This window comes from Actinoplanes sp. NPDC051851 (genome assembly GCF_040681165.1).
Taxonomy (GTDB): domain Bacteria; phylum Actinomycetota; class Actinomycetes; order Mycobacteriales; family Micromonosporaceae; genus Actinoplanes.
Genome location: NZ_JBFAYF010000029.1, coordinates 78812 through 103117, shown reverse-complemented (window position 1 = coordinate 103117; position 24306 = coordinate 78812). Strand labels below are relative to the sequence as shown.

Annotated in this window: 22 protein-coding genes; 13 read left to right on the top strand and 9 right to left on the bottom strand. The window is 70.3% G+C overall.

Annotation, left to right across the window (positions count from 1 at the left end; genetic code table 11):
• Nucleotides 1–26 precede the first annotated feature (26 nt).
• The 3 genes from chvE to mmsB all read left to right on the top strand — a co-directional run bounded on the left by chvE (nt 27) and on the right by mmsB (nt 4008).
• Nucleotides 27–1154, top strand: coding sequence for a multiple monosaccharide ABC transporter substrate-binding protein (gene chvE / locus AB0M08_RS26150; RefSeq protein WP_364498274.1), 1128 nt, complete (start codon nt 27–29; stop codon nt 1152–1154).
• Between the two features lie 74 nt (nt 1155–1228).
• Nucleotides 1229–2764, top strand: coding sequence for a multiple monosaccharide ABC transporter ATP-binding protein (mmsA, locus tag AB0M08_RS26145; protein WP_364498272.1), 1536 nt, complete (start codon nt 1229–1231; stop codon nt 2762–2764).
• Entirely contained in the window at nt 2761–4008 is a 1248-nt protein-coding gene (mmsB, locus tag AB0M08_RS26140; protein WP_364498270.1) for a multiple monosaccharide ABC transporter permease, read from the top strand. Before mmsA ends, mmsB begins: the two co-directional genes overlap by 4 nt.
• Before the next feature lie 71 nt (nt 4009–4079).
• Here mmsB and AB0M08_RS26135 read toward each other — a convergent pair whose 3' ends face one another.
• Together AB0M08_RS26135 and AB0M08_RS26130 are read right to left on the bottom strand one after the other, a co-directional pair.
• On the bottom strand, nt 4080–5330 hold the full coding sequence (locus AB0M08_RS26135; protein WP_364498268.1) for a DUF1501 domain-containing protein: 1251 nt from the start codon (nt 5328–5330) through the stop codon (nt 4080–4082).
• A gap of 7 nt (nt 5331–5337) precedes the next feature.
• Nucleotides 5338–6855: a DUF1800 domain-containing protein gene (locus AB0M08_RS26130; RefSeq protein WP_364498265.1), complete on the bottom strand. Its 1518-nt coding sequence runs from the start codon at nt 6853–6855 to the stop codon at nt 5338–5340.
• Between the two features lie 127 nt (nt 6856–6982).
• Between AB0M08_RS26130 and AB0M08_RS26125 the strand changes: the two genes are divergently transcribed.
• Nucleotides 6983–8044, top strand: a complete 1062-nt coding sequence (locus AB0M08_RS26125; protein WP_364498262.1) for an ROK family protein — start codon at nt 6983–6985, stop codon at nt 8042–8044.
• A 36-nt stretch (nt 8045–8080) separates the two neighbouring features.
• Here the strand turns inward: AB0M08_RS26125 and AB0M08_RS26120 are convergent, their stop codons facing one another.
• Together AB0M08_RS26120 and zwf are read right to left on the bottom strand one after the other, a co-directional pair.
• The gene (locus tag AB0M08_RS26120; protein WP_364498259.1) at nt 8081–8437 is read right to left on the bottom strand and encodes an STAS domain-containing protein; all 357 of its coding nucleotides are present in this window, start codon (nt 8435–8437) and stop codon (nt 8081–8083) included.
• Nucleotides 8438–8574: 137 nt separating this feature from the next.
• Nucleotides 8575–10065: a glucose-6-phosphate dehydrogenase gene (gene zwf / locus AB0M08_RS26115; protein WP_364498256.1), complete on the bottom strand. Its 1491-nt coding sequence runs from the start codon at nt 10063–10065 to the stop codon at nt 8575–8577.
• 247 nt (nt 10066–10312) lie between these two features.
• On the opposite strand from zwf, the gene AB0M08_RS26110 reads away from it, so the two are divergent.
• The gene (locus AB0M08_RS26110) at nt 10313–11257 is read left to right on the top strand and encodes an exopolyphosphatase (RefSeq protein ID WP_364498254.1); all 945 of its coding nucleotides are present in this window, start codon (nt 10313–10315) and stop codon (nt 11255–11257) included.
• 193 nt (nt 11258–11450) lie between these two features.
• On the opposite strand, the gene AB0M08_RS26105 is transcribed toward AB0M08_RS26110, so the two are convergent.
• Complete coding sequence (locus AB0M08_RS26105; RefSeq protein ID WP_364498252.1) at nt 11451–12329, bottom strand: DUF1775 domain-containing protein; 879 nt, start codon at nt 12327–12329, stop codon at nt 11451–11453.
• A gap of 155 nt (nt 12330–12484) precedes the next feature.
• Here AB0M08_RS26105 and AB0M08_RS26100 point away from each other — a divergent pair, with 155 nt between their 5' ends.
• The 3 genes from AB0M08_RS26100 (at nt 12485) to AB0M08_RS26090 (ending at nt 14404) form a co-directional block, all read left to right on the top strand.
• Nucleotides 12485–12694 (top strand): RNA-binding S4 domain-containing protein, encoded by a 210-nt coding sequence (locus tag AB0M08_RS26100; RefSeq protein WP_364498249.1) that lies wholly within the window; start codon nt 12485–12487, stop codon nt 12692–12694.
• Nucleotides 12695–12779: 85 nt separating this feature from the next.
• Complete coding sequence (locus AB0M08_RS26095; protein ID WP_364498247.1) at nt 12780–13667, top strand: hypothetical protein; 888 nt, start codon at nt 12780–12782, stop codon at nt 13665–13667.
• Between the two features lie 92 nt (nt 13668–13759).
• On the top strand, nt 13760–14404 hold the full coding sequence (locus AB0M08_RS26090; protein ID WP_364498244.1) for a hypothetical protein: 645 nt from the start codon (nt 13760–13762) through the stop codon (nt 14402–14404).
• Nucleotides 14405–14411: 7 nt separating this feature from the next.
• Here the strand turns inward: AB0M08_RS26090 and AB0M08_RS26085 are convergent, their stop codons facing one another.
• A complete protein-coding gene (locus AB0M08_RS26085; protein WP_364498241.1) occupies nt 14412–14780 on the bottom strand; it encodes an FKBP-type peptidyl-prolyl cis-trans isomerase in 369 nt (122 codons plus the stop codon).
• 136 nt (nt 14781–14916) lie between these two features.
• Between AB0M08_RS26085 and AB0M08_RS26080 the strand changes: the two genes are divergently transcribed.
• From AB0M08_RS26080 to AB0M08_RS26060, 5 genes are all read left to right on the top strand, one after another.
• A complete protein-coding gene (locus AB0M08_RS26080; RefSeq protein WP_364498239.1) occupies nt 14917–15810 on the top strand; it encodes a lytic polysaccharide monooxygenase in 894 nt (297 codons plus the stop codon).
• 113 nt (nt 15811–15923) lie between these two features.
• On the top strand, nt 15924–16208 hold the full coding sequence (locus AB0M08_RS26075) for a hypothetical protein (RefSeq protein ID WP_364498236.1): 285 nt from the start codon (nt 15924–15926) through the stop codon (nt 16206–16208).
• 19 nt (nt 16209–16227) lie between these two features.
• Complete coding sequence (locus tag AB0M08_RS26070; protein WP_364498233.1) at nt 16228–17622, top strand: DUF4331 domain-containing protein; 1395 nt, start codon at nt 16228–16230, stop codon at nt 17620–17622.
• Nucleotides 17619–18020 carry a phospholipase gene (locus tag AB0M08_RS26065; RefSeq protein ID WP_364498230.1) on the top strand — a complete coding sequence of 134 codons (402 nt, stop codon included), beginning with the start codon at nt 17619–17621 and terminating at the stop codon, nt 18018–18020. Before AB0M08_RS26070 ends, AB0M08_RS26065 begins: the two co-directional genes overlap by 4 nt.
• Nucleotides 18021–18029: 9 nt before the next feature.
• The gene (locus AB0M08_RS26060) at nt 18030–19043 is read left to right on the top strand and encodes an AraC family transcriptional regulator (RefSeq protein WP_364498228.1); all 1014 of its coding nucleotides are present in this window, start codon (nt 18030–18032) and stop codon (nt 19041–19043) included.
• A 98-nt stretch (nt 19044–19141) separates the two neighbouring features.
• Here AB0M08_RS26060 and glgC read toward each other — a convergent pair whose 3' ends face one another.
• From glgC to AB0M08_RS26045, 3 genes are all read right to left on the bottom strand, one after another.
• A complete protein-coding gene (gene glgC, locus AB0M08_RS26055; RefSeq protein ID WP_364498225.1) occupies nt 19142–20374 on the bottom strand; it encodes a glucose-1-phosphate adenylyltransferase in 1233 nt (410 codons plus the stop codon).
• Between the two features lie 59 nt (nt 20375–20433).
• Nucleotides 20434–22638, bottom strand: a complete 2205-nt coding sequence (locus AB0M08_RS26050) for a bifunctional diguanylate cyclase/phosphodiesterase (protein ID WP_364498222.1) — start codon at nt 22636–22638, stop codon at nt 20434–20436.
• Between the two features lie 86 nt (nt 22639–22724).
• Complete coding sequence (locus tag AB0M08_RS26045; RefSeq protein WP_364498219.1) at nt 22725–24272, bottom strand: GGDEF domain-containing protein; 1548 nt, start codon at nt 24270–24272, stop codon at nt 22725–22727.
• Nucleotides 24273–24306: the final 34 nt, after the last annotated feature.

Below are 24306 nucleotides of genomic sequence, written 5' to 3'. Positions count from 1 at the left end.
ACCAACGCTCAAAGAGGAGTTTCACCATGAAATACCCACGGATCGCGGCGGTCCTCACCGCTGCCACCCTGGTCGCCACGATGGGCGCCTGCGGGTCCAGCGAGAAGACCAGCGAGAAGACGTCGACGAGCACGGACAACACCGGCGCCCTGGTCGGCGTGACCATGCCGACCCGGTCCTCGGAGCGTTGGGTCGCCGACGGTGACAACGTGAAGAAGCAGCTCGAGGCCCTGGGCTACAAGGTCGACCTCCAGTACGCGGAGAACGACATCCCGACCCAGACCCAGCAGCTGGACACCCAGATCACCAAGGGTGCCAAGCTCCTGATCATCGCCTCGATCGACGGCACCGCGATCACCAGCCAGCTGGACAGCGCGAAGGCCGCCAACATCCCGGTCATCGCGTACGACCGCCTGATCCGCGACAGCGCGAACGTCGACTACTACGCGACGTTCGACAACGAGAAGGTCGGCATCCAGCAGGCCACCTCGCTGATCACCGGCCTCGGCCTGCTGAACGCGGACGGCTCGGCGGGCAGCAAGACCGGCCCGTTCAACATCGAGCTCTTCGCCGGCTCGCCGGACGACAACAACGCGACGTTCTTCTTCAACGGCGCGATGAGCGTTCTGCAGCCGTACATCGACAAGGGCACCCTGGTCGTCAAGTCCGGTCAGAAGGACTTCAAGACCGTCGCCACGCTGCGCTGGGACCCGGCCACCGCGCAGAAGCGCATGGAGGGTCTGCTGACCTCCACCTACAAGAGCGGCACCAAGGTCGACGGCGTCCTCTCGCCGTACGACGGCATCTCGATCGGTATCCTCTCCGCCCTGAAGAGCGCCGGTTACGGCACCTCCTCGCAGGCGTACCCGATCGTGACCGGCCAGGACGCCGAGAAGGCGTCGGTCAAGTCGATCATCGCGGGTGAGCAGTACTCCACCATCTACAAGGACACCCGCGAGCTGGCCAAGACCACCGTCTCGATGGCCGACGCCATCCTGAAGGGCCAGACCCCCACCACGAACAACACCACGGACTACGACAACGGCAAGAAGGTCGTTCCGTCGATGCTGCTCGAGTCGGTCATCGTCGACAAGAGCAACTACCAGAAGGAGCTCATCGACTCGGGTTACTACACCGAGGCCGACCTGAAGTGATCTAGCTCCGAGCCCCGCCCGACCCCAGCGGGCGGGGCTCGGTTCTCTCCTTAGCGGCCCAAGGAGGGTCCCACATGACTGACACCATCCTTCGGATGTCAGGCATCACCAAGACGTTCCCGGGCGTCAAGGCGTTGCAGGACGTCAACCTTGAAGTCCGCAGGGGCGAGATCCTCTCCATCTGCGGCGAGAACGGGGCCGGCAAGTCGACCCTGATGAAGGTGCTCTCCGGGGTCTACCCGACCGGCACCTACGACGGCTCCATCGAGTACGACGGTGAGACCTGCCAGTTCTCGGGCATCCGGGACAGCGAGCACAAGGGCATCGTCATCATCCACCAGGAGCTCGCGCTCGCCGGCAACCTCTCCATCGCCGAGAACATCTTCCTCGGCAACGAGCAGGCCAAGGGCGGCTGGATCGACTGGAACAAGACCAACGCCGCCGCCGACGAGTTGCTGCGCCGGGTGGGTCTGGCGGAGAGCGCGGTCACCCCGGTCATCAACCTGGGCGTCGGCAAGCAGCAGCTCGTCGAGATCGCCAAGGCGCTCTCCAAGGACGTCAAGCTGCTGATCCTGGACGAGCCCACCGCGGCGCTGAACGACGACGACTCGGCCCACCTGCTCGGACTGCTGAGCGGGCTGCGGGACGAGGGCATCACCTGCGTCATCATCTCGCACAAGCTCAACGAGGTGATGAGCATCTCGGACCGGGTCACCATCCTGCGGGACGGTAAGACCATCTGGACCGAGGAGACCGCGAAGCTCACCGAGGACAAGATCATCTCGGGCATGGTCGGCCGGGACCTGGAGCACCGGTACCCGGAGCACGACTCCACCATCGGCGACGAGGTCCTGCGGATCGAGGACTGGACCGTCTTCAGCCCGACCCAGCCGGACCGGGCGCTGGTCAACAAGGCGAACCTGACGCTGCGCCGGGGCGAGATCGTCGGCCTGGCCGGCCTGATGGGCGCCGGGCGCACCGAGCTCGCGATGAGCGTCTTCGGCCGCTCGTACGGGGTGAACATCTCCGGTCGCCTGGTCAAGGACGGCAAGGAGATCCAGGCCCGGTCGGTGCAGGAGGCCATCAAGCACGGCCTCGCGTACGCGACCGAGGACCGCAAGCGCTACGGCCTCAACCTGATCGAGGACATCAAGCGCAACATCTCCGCCGCCGCCCTCGGCAAGCTCGCGAAGCGGGGCTGGGTCGACGGCAACGAGGAGCACAAGGTCGCGGACGAGTTCCGGGCCAGCATGAACATCAAGGCGCCGACCGTCGAGGCGGTCGTCGGCAAGCTCTCCGGCGGTAACCAGCAGAAGGTCGTACTCTCGAAGTGGATCTTCACCAACCCGGACGTGCTCATCCTGGACGAGCCGACACGCGGTATCGACGTCGGCGCGAAGTACGAGATCTACACGATCATCAACCGGCTCGCGGACGAGGGTAAGGCCGTTCTGGTCATCTCCTCGGAGCTCCCCGAACTGCTCGGGATCTGCGACCGCATCTACACCCTCTCGGCCGGACGGATCACCGGCGAGGTGGCGCGCGCCGAGGCGACGCAGGAGTCCCTGATGACTCTCATGACGAAGGAAGAACAGGAGGTCGCGCCGTGACGGTCGCACCCACCAACGCGGACCTCGCGGTCGGCAAGCAGCCGGCTCAGGCGCCCGGCAAGAAGAGCGGCTTCAACCTCAACCTGAAGCAGAGCGGTATCTACATCGCCTTCGCGGCGATCATCGTGCTGTTCACCATCCTCACCGACGGTGACCTGCTCGCCCCGCAGAACATCAGCAACATCATCGTGCAGAACTCGTACGTGCTGATCCTCGCGATCGGCATGATCCTGATCATCATCGCCGGGCACATCGACCTCTCGGTCGGCTCGGTGGTCGGTGCGACGGGCGCGTTCGCCGCGGTGCTGATGGTCCAGCACGACGTGGCGTGGCCGATCGCCCTGGTCCTCACGCTGCTCTTCGGTGCGCTGATCGGCGCGTGGCAGGGCTTCTGGGTGGCGTACTTCGGCATCCCCGCCTTCATCGTCACGCTCGCCGGCATGCTGCTGTTCCGGGCCGTCACCTACAAGATCCTGGGCAACCAGGGCATCGGCCCGTTCCCGGACCCGGTCCGGAACCTGGCGAACGGCTTCACCGACGGCTTCCTCGGCAACATCGGCCTCGGTAACGCGCTCGGCGGCGCCGACCTGTTCAGCATCATCGTCGGCCTGCTCGTCGTGGTCGCCATCGTGTTCACCCAGTGGCGCGCCCGCGCCGGCCGGGTCGCGTACAACCAGGTCGTCGACCCGCTGTGGCTCTTCATCGTCAAGGCGGTCATCCCGGCCGTGCTGGTGATGTTCGTGATCGTGCAGCTGGCCCGGTACCGCAACATGCCCTGGGTGCTGATCCTGCTCGCCGTCCTGGTCGTCGGCTACACCCTGGTGACGAACCGGGCCGTCTTCGGCCGGCAGATCTACGCGATCGGTGGCAACCTGCAGGCCGCGACGCTCTCCGGCGTCAAGGTCAAGTCGGTGCTGTTCTGGCTCTTCGTGAACATGGGCGTGCTCTCCGCGCTGGCCGGCCTGATCTTCGCGGGCCGGCTGAACCAGGCCAACCCGACCGCCGGTAACAGCTTCGAGCTGGACGCCATCGCGGCCGCCTTCATCGGTGGCGCCGCGGTCCAGGGCGGTGTCGGCAAGGTGGTCGGTGCCATCACCGGCGGCCTGATCATGGGTGTCATCAACAACGGCATGATCCTGATCGGCGCGGCCTCCGAGACGGTCATGCTGGTCAAGGGCGCGGTCCTGCTGGCCGCGGTCGCCTTCGACATCTGGTCGAAGCGCCGCACCGCCGCCGGCCGCTGATCCACCGCTCCACCCGAGATGGGCCGGCGCTCCCTGCCAGGGGAGTGCCGGCCCTTCGGCGATCCGGAGGGCTATCGCGCGGCGGCCAGCCCGAAACGGGACGGTGCGACGCCCGGGAAGACGTCGTCGAGGGAGCCGAAGCCGCAGCGCCGCTGGAGGAGTTCGCCGATCACCGAGCGGTAGTCGGTGGTGGCCCGCAGATCGCCCGCGACCAGGTCGTCCGGTGCCAGACCGGGCCAGTCGGCGTAGACCCTGCCGCCGCGGATGCCGCCGCCGAGCAGCAGCATCGCGTTGCCGTGGCCGTGGTCGCAGCCCCGGGACGAGTTCTCCCGCACCCGCCGCCCGAACTCGCTGACGGTGAGCACGGTCACCCCCTTCATCCCGTCCGGCCCCAGGTCGGCGGCGAAGGAGGCCAGCGCGGCGGCCAGGCCGGCGAGGTTGTCGTACATCCGGTGGCCCGCGACCGCCGGGCCCAGCCCCTGGTGCATGTCCCAGTCGCCGCAGTCCACCGCGGCCGTGACCAGCCCGGATCCGTTTCTGATCAGCCGGGCCACGTCGCGTAGCGCGGTGCCCAGGTCGGTCTTCGGGTACGCGGCGTTCCCCGCCCCGGCCGCCTTCACCCGGCCGGTGGCGGCGAGGGCACGGTCGGCGGCGAGCACCGGTGCGGCCAGGTGGGCCGGGGCGTCCGCGTACATCGCCCGCAGCGCCGCCGCCATCGGCCGCTTACCCTCCCCGGCCAGCGCGAAGGTGTCGATGCCGGACATCGCGACGGCGCCGGTGGACCCCATCAGCCGTGAGGGCATCGTGCTGCCCATCGCGACCCCGGCCAGCGGTGCGGTCGCCCCGGTCCGCCCGAGCATCCGTTCCAGCCAGCCGGTGCGCAGGTCCGTACCGGGCGCCGCGTTCTCCATCGCCTCCATGGCCGCGAAGTGCGACCGGGTCGGATTCGGCTGCCCGACCGCGTGCACCGCCGCGAGGGAACCGTTGCGCCAGAGCGGCAGCAGCGGCGCGAGGGCCGGATGCAGGCCGAAGGACCCGTCACCATCCAGGATCAGATTCTTGGGTACGCCGATCGTCGGCCGGGCCCGGTAGTACTCGGCGTCCCCGACGGGCGCGATGGCGGACAGCCCGTCGAACCCGCCGTGCAGGGAGACGACGACGAGCACGTCCCCGTCGTACCCGCTCCGGTCGGCCGCGAACGCCAGCCGGGTGTCGATCGTCGTGGCCGCGAGCCCGCCCAGCACGGCACCCGCCGTGCCCAGCAGCCCGCGCCGGGTCAGCGTGGCGGCGCGGTTCTCCGCGCAGCACTCCTCGGTCGTCATGCGGCGGTCACCTCAGCTGGAACGAGGGCGAGTCGAGGACCAGGGCGATCAGGTACGGCGCGTTCCCGGCCAGCGACCCGTCCTTGGCGGTCAGGGGACTGGTCGGCAGCTTTCCCGCGACACTGAGCACGGCCGCCGTGTGCGCGGCCGGCAGCCGCACCCCGATCAGGCGTACGGCGAGCGCGTCGATCAATGCGCCGTAGGTGGCCGGCAGCGGCCCGGCCAGCGTGCTGAGCAGGTCGGCGGGGCGGGTCAGCTGCTTCGGGTACCAGCCGCCGGCCAGGTTCAGGTGGGCGTTGCAGCGGGCCAGGAAAGCGGAGGGCGACGCCCAGATCGCCGCGACGTCCGGGAATCCGTTCGGCGGCGACCAGCGGAACGGCGCGTTCCCGGCACCGGCCACGATGTCGTAGAGCGCGTCCAGGCCCGCGACCCCGTCCTTCTCCGGGCCGAGACCGAGAGCGCGGACGGACGCGATCAGGTCCTCGTACGGCGTCCGGGTCTTCCGCCCGATCGACGCGGCGAACTCCGCCGAGGTGAAGAGCGCGCGCAGCACCGGCACGATCGCGGTGTCGTTCGCCAGGTAGACCTCGGCCAGCCGGGTGACCAGGGACTCCGGCGCCTCGTCGGCGACGAACCGGACGCAGAGCTTGCGGGCCAGCCGCTCGGCGGTCGCCGGGAGCCGGGCCAGGTGGTCGAGGAGGGCCAGCGCCGCGGCCTCGCCGTCGGTGCCCGCGTTGGCGTGCGTGAACCCGAGGATCCGGACCGCGCCGGTGAGGTGCAGCGAGGCGTCGTAGGCGTACTGCCCGGAGCCCTTGTTCACGGTCAGCCCGGTGAGCAGGCGCGACGCGGCCTGCACGTCGTCCTCGGTGTAGCCCATGCCGACGGTGTGCAGCTCCATCAGCTCGCGGGCGTAGTTCTCGTTCGGGTGCTGCTTCGTCGACGAGCGCTGGTCCAGGTAGGTGAGCATCGCCGGGTGCCGGGCCGAGGCCTTGAGCATGTCGGCGAACCGGCCGAACGCGTGGGCGCGGATCACCCGGGCCTCGTAGTCGCCCCGCGAGTCCCAGACGCCACTGGACGGCGCGGCGACGTGCAGGTGGTTGGCCCAGAACGCGGCGGTGACCTCGAAGAGCTGCCGGTTGCTCCAGACGGCCCGCGCGATGGTGGCCCGGCCGAGCTGCTTCATCGGCACGTACGAGTTCTTCGCGACGGCAGCGCGTACATCCGCAATCGCAGCGAACGCCAGCGGAAGCCGCGCGACCAGCCCGTCCGAGACGGAGTCCGCGATCTTCGCCGGCGCCAGCTGGCGCTCCAGCCACGCGGCGGCGCCCAGGCGGCGGGCCTCGGCGAGCGAGGCCGGCGTCGGACCGTGGGTGGCGCGGCGCAGCAGGTGGGCGATCGGGTCCGCGCCGACCAGATCCCCTGGCGCGGCAGCGGCGGCCCGGGTGGGAGCGGCGACGGCCGGGGCCTCGAGGGCGAGCCCGGTGGTCACGGCCACGGTGGCGGCGGCGGTTCCGGCGATCAGCAAACGGCGCTCCATGCGATGCGGTTCGGCGTGTGCGGCGCATGCCCGCGCCGCTGCAACCGTGACTAACGAGCCCGCAATCCGTCCGCACCCCTGACCGAACGGCTGATTCGGACGTAGGCTCGCATCCGTGGATCAGGGAGAAACCGTGCGCACCCCGGCGTCCTGGGTGGTTGTCGGGCTCGACAACGGCGGAACGTGCAACAACGCCACCGTGCTGGACGCGACCGGCCAGTTCCTGGTGGAGAGCCTGGTGGAGAACCCGAGCCGGGTGCTGGACGGCCCGGAGTCGGCGGTCGAGTCGCTCGCCGCCGCGTTCACCGACATCCTCGACCTGACCAGCACGCCGCTCTCGCTGGTCCGCGCGGTCGGCCTGGACACGCCCGGCCCGGCCAGCGCGCACGGGGTGATCTCCTCGAAGGGCGCCACCAACTTCAACCAGGCCTCCTGGCACGGCTTCGACATCCGGGGCGCGCTGGAGGCCCGGCTCGGCCTGCCGGTGATCTACAACAACGACGCCAACGCCGCCGCCCTCTACGCCCACCACCGGCACTTCGGCGCGGAGGCGGTGGAGCGCTCCTCGGTCGCCGCGATCGTCGGCACCGGGCTCGGCGGGGGAGTGGTGGAGAACGGCAAGGTCATCCGGGGCGTCGCCGGGATGGCCGGCGAACTGGGTCACGTGCAGATCCCGCTGCACGGGGTGCTCGAGGAGGACCAGCTCCGCGACCACATGCCGCTCTGCAACTGCGGGTTCGAGGGCGACGTGGAGAGCATCGCGTCGCTGACCGGGATCAAGAAGAACCTGCTGCCGTACTGGCTGACGAGGTTCCCCGATCACCCGCTCGCCGCCGAGCCGGTCGCGAGCGCCGCCAAGCAGCTCCGCGGGTACGGTGAGAAGGAGGACCCGCTCGCCATCGCGGTCTTCACCCAGCAGGCCAAGGCGATCGGCAAGCTCTTCACCATCGCGGCGAACTTCACCGACCCGGCCGCCTACTTCCTCGGCGGTGGCGTGGTCGAGGCGGCGCCGCACTTCCGGCAGTGGTTCCTGAACACCGTCCGCGAGGGCACCGACCTGCGCGACGAGCAGGCGAAGGCCGCCACCTTCGCACTCGTGCCCGACCTGGACATGGCCGGCGCCCGGGGCGCCGCGGTGGCGGCGCTGGACGAGGTCGCGGCGGGCACGCTCCGCTAGACGGGCTCGGCTGGCGGGCTCGGCTGGCACGCTCGGCTAGACGGGCGGTTCGGGGGGTTTCTCCTCGGTCAGTGCCGACGTGACGTCCGGGAACATCGGCAGGTAGTCGCTGAGCCCGAGGGTGTCGAAGAGGCGGCGGAGGAAGCCGGAGGGGGAGGCCAGGCGGACCCAGCCGCCACGTTCGGCGGCGCGCCCGTGTGCCGTGACCAGCACGCCGACGCCCATCGAGTCGCAGAAGTCGAGACCGGCCACGTCCACCACCACGCGCGGGGCGGGGCGTTCGACGAGGCGGCCCAGGTTGGCCTTGAGGACGGGCGCGGTGTCGATGTCGAGGGAACCGCGCAGGACGAGGACGGCCGTGTTCGGTGGATGGTGCGCGACCGAGACCTGCATGCCACTGTTTCTTTCCGGTCGGGGAGCGAGCTCGCGAGGGATGTATCGATGTTGCTGACCATTCACCCTAGGCGAGCCCGCCCACCGCCGCAGTTCTTCCGGTCGCCGTGGCGCGTCGGCGCCCGTTCCTCCGGCCGTCAGCCGGCGTTACGCCACTTCCTGCCGCTGCGGCCGATCAACCGGTCCGCGTCGGTCGGGCCCCACGAGGCGGCCTCGTACGTCGGGATCGGCGACTGGTCCTTGCGCCAGTGCTCGATGATCGGGTCGACGATCCGCCAGCACTGCTCCACCTCGTCGGTGCGGATGAAGAGTGTCGGGTCGCCGATCAGCGCGTCCAGCAGCAGACGCTCGTACGCCTCCGGCGACTCCTCACGGAAAGTCTGCTCGTACGAGAAGTCCATGCTGGCGGTGCGCACCCGGAACGAGTGGCCGGGCACCTTGGCGCCGAACCGGAGCGAGATGCCCTCGTTCGGCTGGATCCGCAGCACCAGGGCGTCCGCGTCCAGCTCGGTCAGCTGGCTGGTCGGGATCGGCAGGTGCGGCGGCCGCTGGAACTGCAGGGCGACCTCGGTGACCCGGGCAGGCAAGCGCTTTCCGGTACGCACGTAGAACGGCACCCCGGCCCAGCGCCAGTTGTCCACGTTGAGGCGCATCGCGGCGAACGTCTCGGTCCGCGACAGCGGGTCGACGCCGATCTCCTCGCGGTACCCGGCCATCAGCTCCTCGCGGGTGCCACCACGGGTGTACTGACCCCGGACGGCGGCGTCGGCGATGTCCCGGTCGGTGGGGAGCCGGATCGCCTGGAGCAGCTTCACCTTCTCGTTGCGCAGGTCCTCGGCGCCGAACGAGGCCGGCGGCTCCATCAGGGCGAGCGCGAGGACCTGGAGCACGTGGTTCTGCACGATGTCACGCATCGCGCCGGCGTGCTCGTAGAAGCCGCCGCGGGTGCCGACGCCGAGCGTCTCGGCGACGGTGATCTGCACGTGGTCGACCCAGGAGCGGTCCCAGATCGGCTGGAAGATCGAGTTGGCGAAGCGCAGCGCCAGCACGTTCTGGACGGTGTCCTTGCCCAGGTAGTGGTCGATGCGGAAGACGTTCGCCTCGTCGAAGACGCTGTGCACCACGCCGTCGAGCTCGCGCGCGGTGGGCAGGTCCCGCCCGTACGGCTTCTCGATCACCAGGCGGGAGAAGGAGCCGTCGTAGGCCTGGTTCAGCCCGGCGCCGGCCAGCCCGTTGATCACCGGCTCGAAGGCGTTCGCCGGGGTGGAGAGGTAGAACAGCCGGTTACCGGACGTGCCGCGCTGCGCGTCCAGCTCGTCGAGGGTCTCGGAGAGCCGCTTGTAGGTCTCGGGGTCGTCGTAGCCGCCCGCGACGTACCGGATGCCGCCGGCGAGCTGGCGCTTGCTGGCCAGGCTGCGGCCACCCAGGGCGCTCTCCGCGAACTGCTCGTCGGACATCGGCGTCCGGGCGACGCCGACCAGCGCGAACTGGTCGGGCAGGTGGTTGTGCCGGGCGAGACTCTCCACCGCCGGGAGCAGCTTGCGCCGGGTCAGGTCACCGGAGGCGCCGAAGATCACCAGGGTGGCCGGCGGAGCGCTGCGCTCCTGGATGAGCTGAGGTTGGTCCATCTTTCCGTGTCCTCCGACCGGGTTGTGCGTCCGCTTGAACCTTACGCAGCGGCACCCCTTGATGGTTCAGCCCGATCCGCTCAGTGCGGGACAAGTGGCGGTAAACACGGGGTTACCGGTGAGTACCGGTGACGGACGTCACCCGGTGCCGCCTCAGGTCGCGCGATCACTTCACTTCAAGCGACACGGGCCTTACCGATAAAAGTGGCAAAATGGGCGCAAAGGCGTGGCAACCGAGGGGGACCCCGTGAAGTACCGGCTCGTGACCCGCAGCGACTTCGACGGCCTCGTCTGCGCCGTGCTGCTGCGTCACCTGGACATGATCGACGAGTCCAACATCCTGTTCGTCCACCCCAAGGACGTGCAGGACGGCGTCGTCGAGGTGACCGACCGGGACATCCTGACCAACCTGCCGTACGACTCCCGGGCCTACCTGGTCTTCGACCACCACCACTCGGAGACGCTGCGTGCCGAGGGGGACCGGAGCAACCACGTCATCGACGCGGACGCGCCGTCGGCGGCCCGGGTGATCTACGACCACTTCGGCGGCAAGGCGCGCTTCCCCAAGGTCTCCGACGACCTGATGCTCGCAGTCGACCAGGCCGACTCGGCGGACTACTCGCTCACCGACATCCTCAGCCCGGCCGGCTGGACGCTGCTGAACTTCCTGATGGACAGCCGGACCGGCCTGGGCCGCTTCCGCAACTTCCGGATCTCCAACTACCAGCTGATGATGCAGCTCATCGACGCCTGCATCGAGCACTCGGACGTCCACGAGATCCTCGCCCTGCCGGACGTCTCGGAGCGGGCCAAGCTCTTCCACGACTGCTCGGCGCGCTTCGTCGAACAGCTGCACCGGGTCAGCCGGCTCGACGGCGACGTGGTCCTGGTCGACCTGCGCGACGAGGAGGTGATCGAGGCCGGCAACCGGTTCATGGTGTACGCGCTCTTCCCCGAGGCCCGGATCTCGATCCACGTCATCTGGGGACGGCAGAAGCTGAACACCGTCTTCGCCTGCGGCAAGTCGATCCTCGACCGCACCTCACCGGTGGACATCGGCGAGGTGATGCTCCGGTACGGCGGCGGCGGGCACATCGCGGCCGGCACCTGCCAGATCCCGCACGACGAGTCGGACCGGGTGGAACGGGAGATCATCGACTCGCTCCGCACCGAGCGGGTCGTCCCGGTCTAGAACCGGCCCGGAACTACGAACGGGTGGGGAGCCATGTGGCTCCCCACCCGTTCGACGCGCGGATCACGGGCCTTGCCCGGGGCCCCACCCGCCTGTCGTGGTCCGCGCCCCACGCGCGTCTTCACGACAACCTCACGCCCACCCGCGTGAGGTTTCCCGCTGCAGGACCCTGCCTGCGTGGGAGCTTGTCAGTTCAGTTCTTGAGACTCCACTTACCGGCGGCGACGGCTTCCTTCTCCTCGCCGTCCTCCGCCTTCTCCGCGGGGGTCTCGGTCGCGGTCTCGGCCGTGGGAGGGGAGACCTCGGCGTCCGCCTCGGCCTTCGGCGCGTCCTCGTCCTCGTCCGGCTCGCCGGGCTCCTCCTCGGCGCGGTGCCGGCTCTTGACGTAGATCCAGCCGGCGCCGAAGAGCGCGAGCGCCGCGATCACCCAGCCGGCGATGGAGAGCACCGGCATGCCCCGGTTCTGCTCCTCGGCGTTCGCCACGAGCTGGCGGAACAGCTCCTCCTCGTCGTCGGCGGCCGGGGCGGTGGTGGCCGTCGCGCCGTGGGCGTGCGCGGCCGTCGTACCGGACGGGTCGGCGGTGAGCTGGAGCGTGGCGGTGGACGCGGGAGCGGCGGTGCCGTCCGTGTACTTCATCTCGACGTCGAAGCGCATGGTGCTGAGCGTCGGCAGCGGGCCGATGGCGACGCTCAGATCGGCGGAACCGCCCGGCGCGATCGACTTCCCGCCGACCGCGATCCAGGTGATCGAGTCGGTGGCCTCGCTGACCGGGGTGCCGCCGTGGATGGTGGCGAGCGGCGTACTCAGCTTCCGTTCGTCGATCTTCGGCGCCCAGTCGTCCACCGAGAGCGGGTAGACCTCGGCGACCGGCGTGTCGTCCGGTATCCGCAGGACCACCGTCGACACCGGCTTGGTGCCGGTGTTGGTGGCGTGGAAGGTCAGATTCTCTCCGCTGCCCTGGACAGCGCTGGGCGGGCTGACCGTCACGTCGGCGAACGCCGGCCCGGCCACGCCGAGCACGCCGGCCGCGGCCATCACGGTCAGTACGCCCGCGCGGCGGGCCGTCCCCAAATGCCTCACGAGAACTAGTTCGGATCACGTGCCCCGATGGTTCAACGGGCCGTGGAAAGTTTTCCGGTTCTTTTCGCGCACCTCACCACGGCTGTCGATCACCGTGCCGCCCCCGGTCTCCGGCGGGGGTCCGGGCGTACCCGAGAATGGTCGGCATGCGCGACGTGCCGATCGACGGTGACATGATCCGGCTGGGACAGTTCCTCAAGCTGGCCGACCTCATCGAGACCGGGGGCGAGGGCAAGATCCTGATCGCCTCGGGTGACGTGACCGTGAACGGTGAGGTCGACACCCGCCGCGGCCGCCAGCTGCACGCCGGTGACGTCGTCGCGGTCCAGGGGCGCAGCGCCCGGGTCGTTCCCTGAACCCTCCTGCGGGGAGATCCACCCGTTCGGCGGGAAACCGGGCGGAGCGGGGAACCGGGGCCGGGCGCGGCTCGTCGTACCCGGTATGACTCGAACCCGCGGCCTCCTGACCGCCCTACCCCTGCTCCTGCTCGCCGCCTGTGCTCAGCCCGGCACCAGCGCCGGATCGGCGGGCTCGGCCGGCACGGCCGACCCGGTCACCGAGAGCGCCTCCGCGGCGAGCGCCCCCGCGGTGCTCCGGGTGGAGAAACGCGGCGGCTTCGTCCCCGCCCAGTACCTCCTCGGCCGGCTCCCGCTGGTCAGCGTCTACGCCGACGGCCGGGTGATCACCGAGGGCCCGGTGCCGGCTATCGCCCCGGGGCCCGCCCAGCCGAACGTGCAGGTCCAGCGGGTGACCCCGGAGCTGGTCCAGCAGTGGATCACCGAGGCCACCGCCGCCGGCGTGAAGACCGGCGCCGAGTTCGGCTCGCCGAACATCGCGGACGCGCCGAACACCAGGGTCACCCTGGTGACCGGTGGGACCACGCAGTCCGTCGAGGTGGTGGCGCTCAGTGAGGCGCAGCCCGAGGACGAGACGCTCACCGCGGCCCAGCGGGCGGCGCGTAAGAAGCTGAACGCCTTCGTGGAGAAGCTCACCGCCTACTCCACCGACAGCCCGACGAAGGTGGAGGCGTACCGGCCGACGTCGGTGGTCGCGCTGGCGAGCACGTACAACGACCCGGGTGACGGGCTGACCGGGGCCGACGTGGCGTGGCCCGGGCCCGCACTGCCCGGCGAGATCATGAACGACGCCACCGGGATCGGCTGCGTCGCCGTGACCGGCACCGAGGCGACCACGGTCTGGGACGCGGCGGCTGAGGCCAACCAGCGCACGCCGTGGGTCTCCGGCGGGAAGAAGTACCAGATCACCTTCCGCCCGATGCTCCCGGACGAGACGGACGGCTGCACCACCCTGCGTACCAGCGCGGGGTGAGCCCGGGACCCCGTGCGCGCCCGTTTTGCGGGGACTATTACCGTCGATGGACGGGAGTGGGGACGCACGGAGGGCACGGAACGTTGGCAGTGATGGCGGCGCAGATCCTGATGGCGCTGGTGATCCTCGCGGTGATGGCGCTCGGGGGCCTGGCCTGGCTGGCCTCCCGGCAACGGGAGCGGCCCGGTCCGGCCCGGGCGGCCGCCGGCCCGGACCCGGCGGACGTCGCGGTCGAGCTGGTGGCGGGCGCCGAGGAGGTGCGGGCCGCGGCCCGGCGCGCGGTGGCCACCGCCGACCAGGCCCGGGACCGGGCCACCGAGGCGACCGGGGTACGCGAGGAGGCCGAGGCGCGGTACCGCGAGGCGCAGTGGGAGGCACGGGTCGCCGTCGGGGAGCCGGCCCGGCTGCTGATAGAGCGGGCGGCGCTGGAGGCGTACGGGCGCGGCGAGCTCTCGTCCGAGCAGCTCAACCGGATCTGGGAGCGGACCCGTACCGAAGAACCCGATCAGAACGGTGCGGACGTCACCGCGGCGCGCTCGCGGCTGAAGGAGGCCCTGGTCGAGACGGTCCGCGTCCGCCAGGAGGCGCACGTCGCCGAGGTCGCCGCCGAGGTGCTGGCCGAGGAGGCCCGGTTCGCCGAGGAGGAGGCGCTGATCGCGCAGGTCCGTGCGGACGCCGCCGAGGGGCTCTCCGGACTGCTGGAGGACCCGGACTCTCGCCCGGGCCCCCTCAGCTAGTTCGTGGTCAGTGGACCTCGACCAGGTCCACGACGAAGACCAGCGTCTCGTTCGGCTTGATCACGCCGCCGGCGCCGCGCGAGCCGTAGCCCAGGTGCGGAGGGATGGTCAGCTTGCGACGGCCACCCACCTTCATGCCGGCCACGCCCTGGTCCCAGCCGGCGATGACCTGCTGGCCGCCGACCCGGAAGCCGAACGCCTCGCCGCGGTTGTAGGAGGCGTCGAACTCCTTACCGGTGGAGTGGGCGACGCCGACGTAGTGCACGCTGACGAAATCGCCGGCCTTCGACTCCTGGCCGGTGCCCTCGACCAGGTCCTCGACGACCAGCTCACTGGGGACTTCGGCCGGCATGGGACCGACGTCGGGCTTGTTCATGAATCCTCCCGTAAGGGTGTTACCAGTCTCGGTCATGCAATCACAGCCCGAGCCTCGCTGAACGAGCGGTGCCGGATCTCCGTATCTCCCGGGTGACCGGGACCGTCCCGGCCGTTCCATCCGCTGGGGGATTCCCATGCCCGTCCGCCGCATCACCGCCGCCGGTCTCCTGGCCGTGGGCGCGACCCTGGCCGTGCCGGCCGCGCCCGCCTCCGCGCACGGCGCCCCGACCACCCCGATCAGCCGGTCGGCGGCCTGCGCCGGGAACGGCACCAAGCCGAACGCCGCGGCCTGCAAGGCGGCGAAGAAGGCGACCGACGGCTTCCTCGGCGCCTTCGACAACATCCGGATCGCGAACGTGAACGGCGACGACGAGAAGTTCGTGCCGGACGGGAAGCTCTGCAGCGCGGGCCTGGACCTCTACCGGGGCCTCGACCTGGTCCGCGACGACTGGCCGTCGACCTCGGTGAAGTCGGGGCAGAAGCTGTCGGTGTCGTACGAGGGGACGATCCCGCACGAGGGGACCTTCCGGCTCTACCTGACCAAGGCGAGCTGGGATGCGGAGAAGAAGCTGACCTGGGACGCCCTGGGCAGCAAGCCGCTCGCGTCGATCACCGACCCGCCGCTCACCGGTGGGGCGTACCGGATGAAGGTGACGCTGCCGGAGCGGACCGGCCACCAGATCCTCTACGTGGTCTGGCAGACGAGCAGTACGCCGGACACCTACTACTCGTGCTCCGACCTGATCTTCCCGGCGGCGGCCGCCTCCCCGTCCCCGTCGCGGTCCACGCGTTCGTCCGCCACGCACTCCGTCGCGGCCTCCTCGGCCGCCCCGGTACGGGCGACGGTGGCCGCGACGGTGGCGGAACCCGTGGAGAGCGCGGAACCCGCGGTCCTGGCCGCCTCCGACAGCGGCAGCAGTCCGATCACTATCGGTCACTGGATGATCGCGGGAGCCCTCGGTGTGGGCGCTCTCGCGGCCGCGGCGGCGGGTCTCGGCCGTTTCCGCCGCCGTCGGAACAGCCTGTGACCTGCGTAAGAAAAAGCTGAAAAAACATTTGAACCCTGTGGGACCCGGATCACGTACTGACGGGCGTCGACAACATTTGCTCGTCCGTCCCCCACACAGACGAAAGGCCCGACATGCGTCGTGTTCGTTACCGTTCACAGGCCTCGCCGCGGATGGATCGCCGGACGATCCTGGCGCTCAGCGTCGGCGGCGTCGCGGTGGCCGGCGCTTCGGTCGCCGGCATCAGCCTCGCTGGTGAGAGCGATGCCGAGACTCTGTCCTCCAAGGACGACTCGCCGCTGGTGATTTCCGTGCGGGACGCTAAGAAGGGCACGCTCGACGTGTTCTCCGGCAATTCGAAAAAGACCGTGACTGATAAAAAGCTCGCTGCCCAGTTGCTCAAGGCCGCCGGCCGCTGACCCGGAGGAACCGTTTCTCATGTCTTCTCACCGCGAAGCCCCGGAAATCAGCAAGGACCCGGTCGCTGACAGTTCCGACCTGTACGCGTTCGTCAGCCCCGACGATCCGGACACCGTCACCATCATCGCCAACTACGTGCCGCTGCAGCTCCCGGCCAGCGGCCCGAACTTCTTCGAGTTCGGCGACGACGTGCTGTACGAGATCCACATCGACGCGAACGGTGACGCCCGCCCGGACATCACCTACCAGTTCCGGTTCAGCACCGAGCTGCGCAACAACAAGACGTTCCTCTACAACACCGGCCAGATCGAATCGCTGGACAGCGAGAACTGGAACCGGCGGCAGTTCTACTCGGTCACCAAGGTCGACAGCCACGGCAAGAGCACGGTGCTGGCCAAGAAGCTCCAGTGCCCGCCCTGCAACGTCGGCAAGATCTCGATCCCGGACTACGAGAAGCTCGCCGAGGACGCCGTCGTCAAGCTGAAGAGCGGCGAGAAGGTCTTCGCCGGCCAGCGTGCCGACGCCTTCTTCGTCGACCTGGGCTCGATCTTCGACCTGGGCACGCTGCGTCCCTTCCAGGACAAGCACCTGGTCGGCCAGGCGCTCTTCAACTACGCCGGCAAGGCGGTCAACGCGACCGACGAGACCAACGTGCACAGCATCGCGATCCAGATCCCGCTGAGCATGGTCCGCCGCGACGGCAAGAAGCGGGTCAAGGCGGAGGACTCCGGCGCCGTGATCGGCGTCTGGACCTCGGCGAGCCGCCGCCAGGTGCAGGTCCGCAACGGCGAGGGCACCGCGGACGACGTCTACGTCGGCCCGCAGGTCCAGGTCTCCCGGCTCGGCAACCCGCTGTTCAACGAGGTCATCGTTCCGATGGCCGAGAAGGACAAGTTCAACGCGCTGGCCCCGAGCGAGGACAAGAAGTTCGCCGAGTTCGTCGCCACGCCCGAGTTGGGAGCGCTCCTGCCGGTGCTCTACCCGGGCCTCTTCGACAACCTGGCCGCGCAGAACAAGAAGAAGGAGGACCGGGCCGACCTGCTCGCCATCCTCCTCACCGGTATCCCGAGCGGCCTGATCGACGGTTTCCAGAACAACACCGGAAAGGTTCAGGCCGACATGCTCCGCCTGAACACCGCGATCGCCCCGTCGAAGACCGAGAAGAAGTTCGGCCTGCTCGACGGCGACCTCGCCGGCTTCCCGAACGGCCGCCGGATCGCCGACGACGTGGTCTCCATCTCGATCCGGGCCATCGCCGGTGTCACGCTGCCGCTGGTCGACAAGGACTTCGAGCCGGACGCCGCGGCGGCCCTCGTCGAGCAGGGCCTGAGCATCAAGGACGCCAGCGCCAAGCTGCTCAAGAAGTTCCCCTTCCTGGGTACGCCCTTCGACGGATTCTCGGTGCCCTCATGAGCCACGCGCACAGCCACGGTCACAGCCACAGCCACTCGCACGACCACGGGCACCACCACCACACGCTGGCCCCCTCCGGCCAGGGCACGGTGATGCTGAACATCGGCGGCGAGATCGGTGCCCTGCTCATCAACACCGAGGCCGAGTGGCACGGTCACGAGATCGAGGTCAGCCCCGCGGGTGACCCGGGCGCGCGCCAGCACGCGGCGGTCCGTGCCCGGTACGTCAGCGGTGGCGTCACCTACTGCGTGGTCATCGACGGCCTCCGGGCCGGCCGGTACTCGATCTGGGCGGACGGCCCCGAGCCGCTCGCCGAGCTCGAGGTGCGGGGCGGCGCGGTCGCCGAGTTCACCTGGCCGGAGCACGCGGTACCCGGGCGGACCCTGCTTTCGGTTTAGTCTGGGCGGATGGCAGGCGTCCACGTCCGCGGCCCGGCTCCACCGGGCGCGGACGTTCCCAGCCACGTCGCGCTGCGTACCACCGACGTGGAGGAGGCCCGCGCGTTCTGCCGCCGGATCTACTACGGCAGGCTCCGGATCGACCCGGTCGGTGACCCCGGCCGGTTCCACTTCAACGCCGACGTGGTCGAGCTCGGCCCGATCACGGTCGGTGAAGTGGGGTACGGCACCGACATCCGGGTACACATCGCCGGCTTGGAGACGTCGTACCACGTGCTGGTCCCGTTGACCGGCACCCTGCGTTCCCGCCACCGCGGCGCGACGGTCGTGGCCGACCCGACCCGCGCCGCGGTGTACCGGCCCACCGGGGACATCGAACTCGACTGGCCCGGCTCCTGCCGCCTGCTGAGCGTCAAGATCGAGCGGGCCGCCCTGGAACGGGAACTCGACGCGGCCCTGGACCAGCGGGTGGTCTCGCCCCTGCCGCTGGGTGCCAGCTTCGATCTCGTGGACGGGCCGGGGCGTACCTGGGCCGCGCTGGTCCGCCTCCTGCTCACCGAGCTCCGCGGCACCGACGGGCTCGCCAGTCAGCCCCGGATGGCCGCCCGATGGCGGGATCTCGTCGTCAGTGGGCTCGCGCTCACGGTCGAGCATCCGTACGGGGACGAGCCCGCCGGACTTCAAGGTCCCTACCGCCCGCGTACGGTGAAAAGGGCTCTCGACGCGATGAACGCGGAGCCGTCCCGTCCCTACACCGCCCGGGACCTGGCCGCCATCGCCGGGGTCGGGGTGCGCATCCTGCAGGAGTCGTTCCGGCAGCACGTGGGGATGTCACCGCTGACGTACCTGCGGCGGGTCCGGCTGGACGGGGTGTACGCGGAGCTCAACCGCTCGGATCCCGGGACGACCAGCGTGAGCCAGGTGGCGTACGAATGGGGTTTCACGCATCTGGGCCGCTTCGCGGGCGCCTACCGCGACCGCTTCGGTGTCACGCCGTCCCAGACCCTGCGCGACCGGTCCTAGGCCGCGCCTCGGAATCCGGCTGGGGCTGCGGCGTGGCCCGAGCGGCCCACCCGGCGCCGAGACGGCGAAACCGGGTGGGCGACAGAGCCGGGGACGCCTCAGAGTTCGATCTGGTGGCCCTTGCCGATGACGACCACGCCGTTGTCGCTGACCGTGTAGAGCTTGCGGTCGCGGTCCAGGTCCACGCCGATCTGGGCGCCCTCCGGGATGGTCACGTTCTTGTCGATGATGGCGTTGCGGATCACCGCGCGCCGCCCCACCGACACCCCCTCCATCAGGACCGCGCCGTCGACGTGGGCCCACGAGTTCACCCGGACGTTCGGTGAGATGACCGATCGCTCCACCAGGGCGCCGGAGACCACCACGCCGGGCGAGATCATCGAGTCGATGGCGCGGCCCTGCCGGTCGTCGTACCCGTGCACGAACTTGGCGGGCGGCCACGAGCCGTAGTTGGTGAAGATGGGCCACTCGTGGTTGTAGAGGTTGAAGACCGGCAGGGTGGCGATCAGGTCCAGGTGGGCCTCGTAGAACGAGTCGAGCGTGCCCACGTCGCGCCAGTAGCCGCGGTCCCGGTCGGTGGCGCCGGGTACGTCGTTGTCGCGGAAGTCGTAGACGTTGGCCTCGCCCCGTTCGACCAGCATCGGGATGATGTTGCCGCCCATGTCGTGCTTGCTGTCCGGGTTCTGCGCGTCCGCCGAGACCGCCTCGCAGAGGGCCCGGGTGGTGAAGACGTAGTTGCCCATCGACGCGTAGACCTCGTCCGGGGAGTCGGCCAGCCCGACCGCGTTCCGGGGCTTCTCGCGGAACGCCTGGATGCGCTTGCCGTCGGCGCCGACCTCGATCACGCCGAACTGGTCGGCGAGCGAGAGCGGCTGCCGGATGCCGGCCACGGTGACCGCGGCGCCCGAGGCGATGTGGTCGTTGACCATCTGCTTCGGGTCCATGCGGTAGATGTGGTCGGCGCCGAAGACGATCACGTAGTCCGGCGACTCGTCGTTGATCAGGTTCAGGCTCTGGTAGATCGCGTCGGCGGAGCCGGCGAACCAGCGGGGGCCGAGGCGCTGCTGGGCCGGTACCGGGGTGACGTAGTTGCCGAGCAGCGTGGACATCCGCCACGTCTTGGAGATGTGCCGGTCCAGCGAGTGCGACTTGTACTGGGTCAGCACGACGATTTTGAGATACCCCGCGTTGGCGAGGTTCGACAGCACGAAGTCGATCATGCGATAGATGCCGCCGAAGGGCACGCCGGGCTTGGCCCGGTCCGCCGTCAAGGGCATCAGGCGCTTGCCTTCTCCACCAGCCAGAACGATCGCAAGCACCTTGACAGCCATGGGAAGGACGCTAATATCCGCCCGCCCCGTCCGCCACCCAAAGTGTCACGCATCTTTGGTCAAACGGCGGTGCTGCTGCTCTCCTGAACGGCGGCCATGGTCTCGATGACCGCCGGATCGCAGGGCCGGGCGAAGTGATAGCCCTGCACCAACGGGCATCCTAGCTCCCAGAGCATCGCCGCCTGTTCGGCGGTCTCCACCCCCTCGGCGACCGTGGTCATGTCCTGGCTGCGGGCCAGTTCCAGGATCGCCCGGATCACCGCGGCGTCCCGGCTGATGAACGCGCGGTCGATCTTGAGGATGTCCACCGGGAGCTGGTGCAGGTAGGCGAGCGACGAGTACCCGGTGCCGAAGTCGTCGATGGCGATCCGGACGCCCCGTTCGCGCAGCCGCTCCAGGACCGTGGTGTCCGCCGCGTCGATCAGCACCGACTCGGTGATCTCCAGGACCAGCCCGGCCGGCGGCAGACCGGTCTCGGCGAGCACGGCCAGCACGGTGTCGCCGAAGACCGGGTCGCGCAGCTGGTGGGTGGAGACGTTCACGGTCACGTAGATGCCGAACCGCCGGTGCCACTCGGCGCCCCGGGCGCAGGCCAGCCGCAGCGCCAGGGTGCCGATCGCGACGATCAGCCCGGACTGCTCGGCCACCGGGATGAAGACGCCGGGCGGCACCGGAACACCGTCCGGGCTCCAGCGCATCAGCGCCTCCACGGCCCGCATCCGGCCGGTCGCGGTCTCCACCACCGGCTGGTAGTGCAGGAACAGCGAGCCGTCGGCGAGGGCCTGGCGCAGACCGGCGGCGATCCGGGCACGCTCGTTCTGCTCGGCACGCAGCGACTCGTCGAACCGCACCAGCCGCGCGCCACCCGCCCGTTTCGCGGACCGGAGAGCCAGATCCGCGTCGCCGAGCACCTTCTCCTTCGCCGTCGACCCCTTCTCGGGTACGGCCTCCGCCAGCCCGATGCTGGCCGTGAGATGAATCTTCCGGTCGTCCACGGTGAGCGGCACCGCGGAGATCGTCTCCAGCACCCGCTCGCCCAGCGCGGCGGCGCCCGCCGGATCGGCCGGCACCAGCCCGAACTCGTCGCCGCCCAGGCGCGCCACCACCACGGCGTCGCTCGCGAAGAGCAGCAGCCGCCCGGCGAGCTGGCGCAGCACCTCGTCGCCGACCTGGTGGCCGTACGTGTCGTTGACCTCCTTGAAACCGTCCAGCGCGATCAGCAGCAGCGCCGTCGACCCACCCAGCCTCTCGATCAGCAGCTCGCGGTTCGCCAGCCCGGTCAGCACGTCGTGCCCGGCCCGGTGCACCAGGCGCTCCTGCAGGTCACCCTGCTCGGCCAGGGAGACCCGCAGCGCGGCGGCCTGCTGTCCGGTACGCCGCGCCAGCAGCAGGATCCGGAGCACCAGCAGCACGCAGAGCGCCGAGGTGATCACCGCCGGGACGATCTGGTCCGCGGTCATCGACCGGTTCAGCGCCAGCGCGGCGAGCACCGGGACCAGCGGGCCGACCACCGCCGCGACCACTATCCCGGCGAGCTTCCCGCGCCGGATCGGCTCGCTCTCGGCACTGCCGAGGACGCCCAGGTCACGGGCGCGCGGGTGGACCGCGGCCGCGGTGGCGACCACGCCGGCGACCTGGATCAGCAGGAACGAGTGCCCGCCGGGCAGGAACGGGCCGGTGCCGGCGCCGCCGGTGGCCGCGTAGAGCAGGTGCGCGCCGAGCATCAGCAGGCCGGAGAGGCCGAGCAGCCGGCCCGGCACGCCGCACCGGGGGCGGGTGCCGCGCAGCGCGGCGGCCAGCACCGCGACGTCGATCACCGCGTAGAGGGTGGCGAGCGCCGTGTCGACCTGCCGGTAGCCGGGGTCGCCGAGGTACGGCAGCACGATGAACGACCAGGCCAGCATGGCGAGGCAGAGCACCAGCGAGCCGGCCTCCACGCCGTTCTCGGCGAGGCTGCCGGAGCGGCGGCGCCGGGTCATCAGCAGGACCGCGACCGCGTAGAGCGTGTACTGCGGGACCATGCTGAGCCCGGAGTCGGTGGTGCCGAGCGCCGGGTGGCCGCGGTTGTCCAGGGCGAGCCACCAGGAGAGCACGATCATCCCGGCGAGGCGGGAGACCACGAGCAGCCGCCAGCCGACGGTGGGGTTCGGCACCCGGGCGGTCAGGGCCGTCCCGACGATCTGCAGGGCGAGGAACGCCACCCCGGCGGCCGGGCCGGCGAACAGCTGGACCGCGGCGACCGCGATCAGGCCACCGGCCAGCACCCCGTGCCATGCGGCGTAGGGCCGGGCGGTGAAGGGCCGGGCGGTGAGCGCCCGCGCGGCGACGGGCCGGGCCGCATACTTGCCGTTCAGCGGGTCGCCACCTCTCCGATCGCGGGCTCGAAGACCCGGTAGCGGTCGCGGCCCGCGGCCTTGGCGGCGTACAGCGCCACGTCGGCCTCGCGCAGCGCCGCCGAGACGGAGTCGACGACGTCCAGGTGCAGCAGTCCGACGCTGGCCGAGACCTTCACCGGATGGCCGGCGAGGACGTGCTCGAGCGCGGCGACGCGCAGCAGAACCTGGGCACGGTACTCGGCGGCCGGGGCGCCGTCGTCGGGGAGCAGCACCGCGAACTCGTCGCCGCCGAGCCGGGACACCGTACCGCCCGGAAGCGCCGCCCGGAAGTCATCGCTGAGCGCGACGAGCAGCTCGTCGCCGACCGGATGGCCGAGCGTGTCGTTGACCAGCTTGAATCCGTCGAGATCGACGAGCATCAGCCAGCCGCGCTCGCCGTGCCGGCGTGTCATGGCCCGGGTCAGGTCCTCGGTGAGCGCGGCCCGGTTGCCCAGACCGGTCAGCGGGTCGTGGGTGGCCCGGTGCTCCAGCTGGGAGCGGAGCGCGTCCAGTTCGGCGGCCCGGTTCTGGGCGACCGTGCCGAGCATGCCCATCCGCAGCACCAGCAGCACGCTCACCGCGACGCTGAGGATGGTCGGCACCACGAAGATGTTGAAGGTGCTGGACACGGTCATGTCCGGCGGGGCGCCGCCCATGCCGCCGCCCATGCCGCCGGGGGCCGGTCCGTCACCACCCGGGGCGGGCCGGCCGACGCCCAGGACGGCCGTACCGCCGGTGAGCACCGGGTTGAGGACGGCGAGCACGATGAAGACGCCGAGTCGCGTACGGGAGACGGTCTTGGTGGCGTCGCTCAGCTCGGTCCGGGCCATGCCGGGGTGCAGCGCGGCCGCGGTGGTGAGCAGGCTGCCGATCACCCAGAGGCCGTGCCGCCAGGCCGCGGGCAGGTTCATGTCGTTGGCGGTGTCGGCGGCGAGCGCCACGTCGCCGAGGAACTGGATCACGGTGCTGGCCACCACGAGCCGGTGTGCCGGGCTGCGGGCGCCGCCGACCAGCAGCAGCACGATCGCCGCCGCGATCCGGATCAGGTCCAGCAGCGCGAAGGCGAAGATCATCGTGATCTGCCCCTCCTGACCCCACCGGGCGCCCACCACCGGGCCGGTGATCAGCGACCAGGTGCCGGCCAGGATGCCGACCATCACGACCAGACCGTCGATGACGTTGGGGCGGGACTGCCCGGCCGGGGTGCACTCGCGGACCCGCTGGACCAGGGCCGCGGTGGAGAGGCCGAACGCGGCGTAGAGCAGGACGATGCCGAGGGCCTCCGCGTGGATCACCTCGTTGGCGACGGTCGCCCCGGCGAAGCCCAGCGTCGAGCCGGCGAGCATCCACCAGAAGACGGCGCGGGCCGGGCGGAACAGCCGGATGCCGACGACGATGCCGAGCCCGGCGCTGATCTGGACGCCACAGGCGACCCACTCGCCCCACGGCTCACCGCGGCCGAGCGCGACGCCGGTCACTACCGTGCCGATGAGCAGGTAGCCGAGCCAGACCCAGGATTTCACATGACGGTATATCGGCCGGGACGGGCCGGAGTTG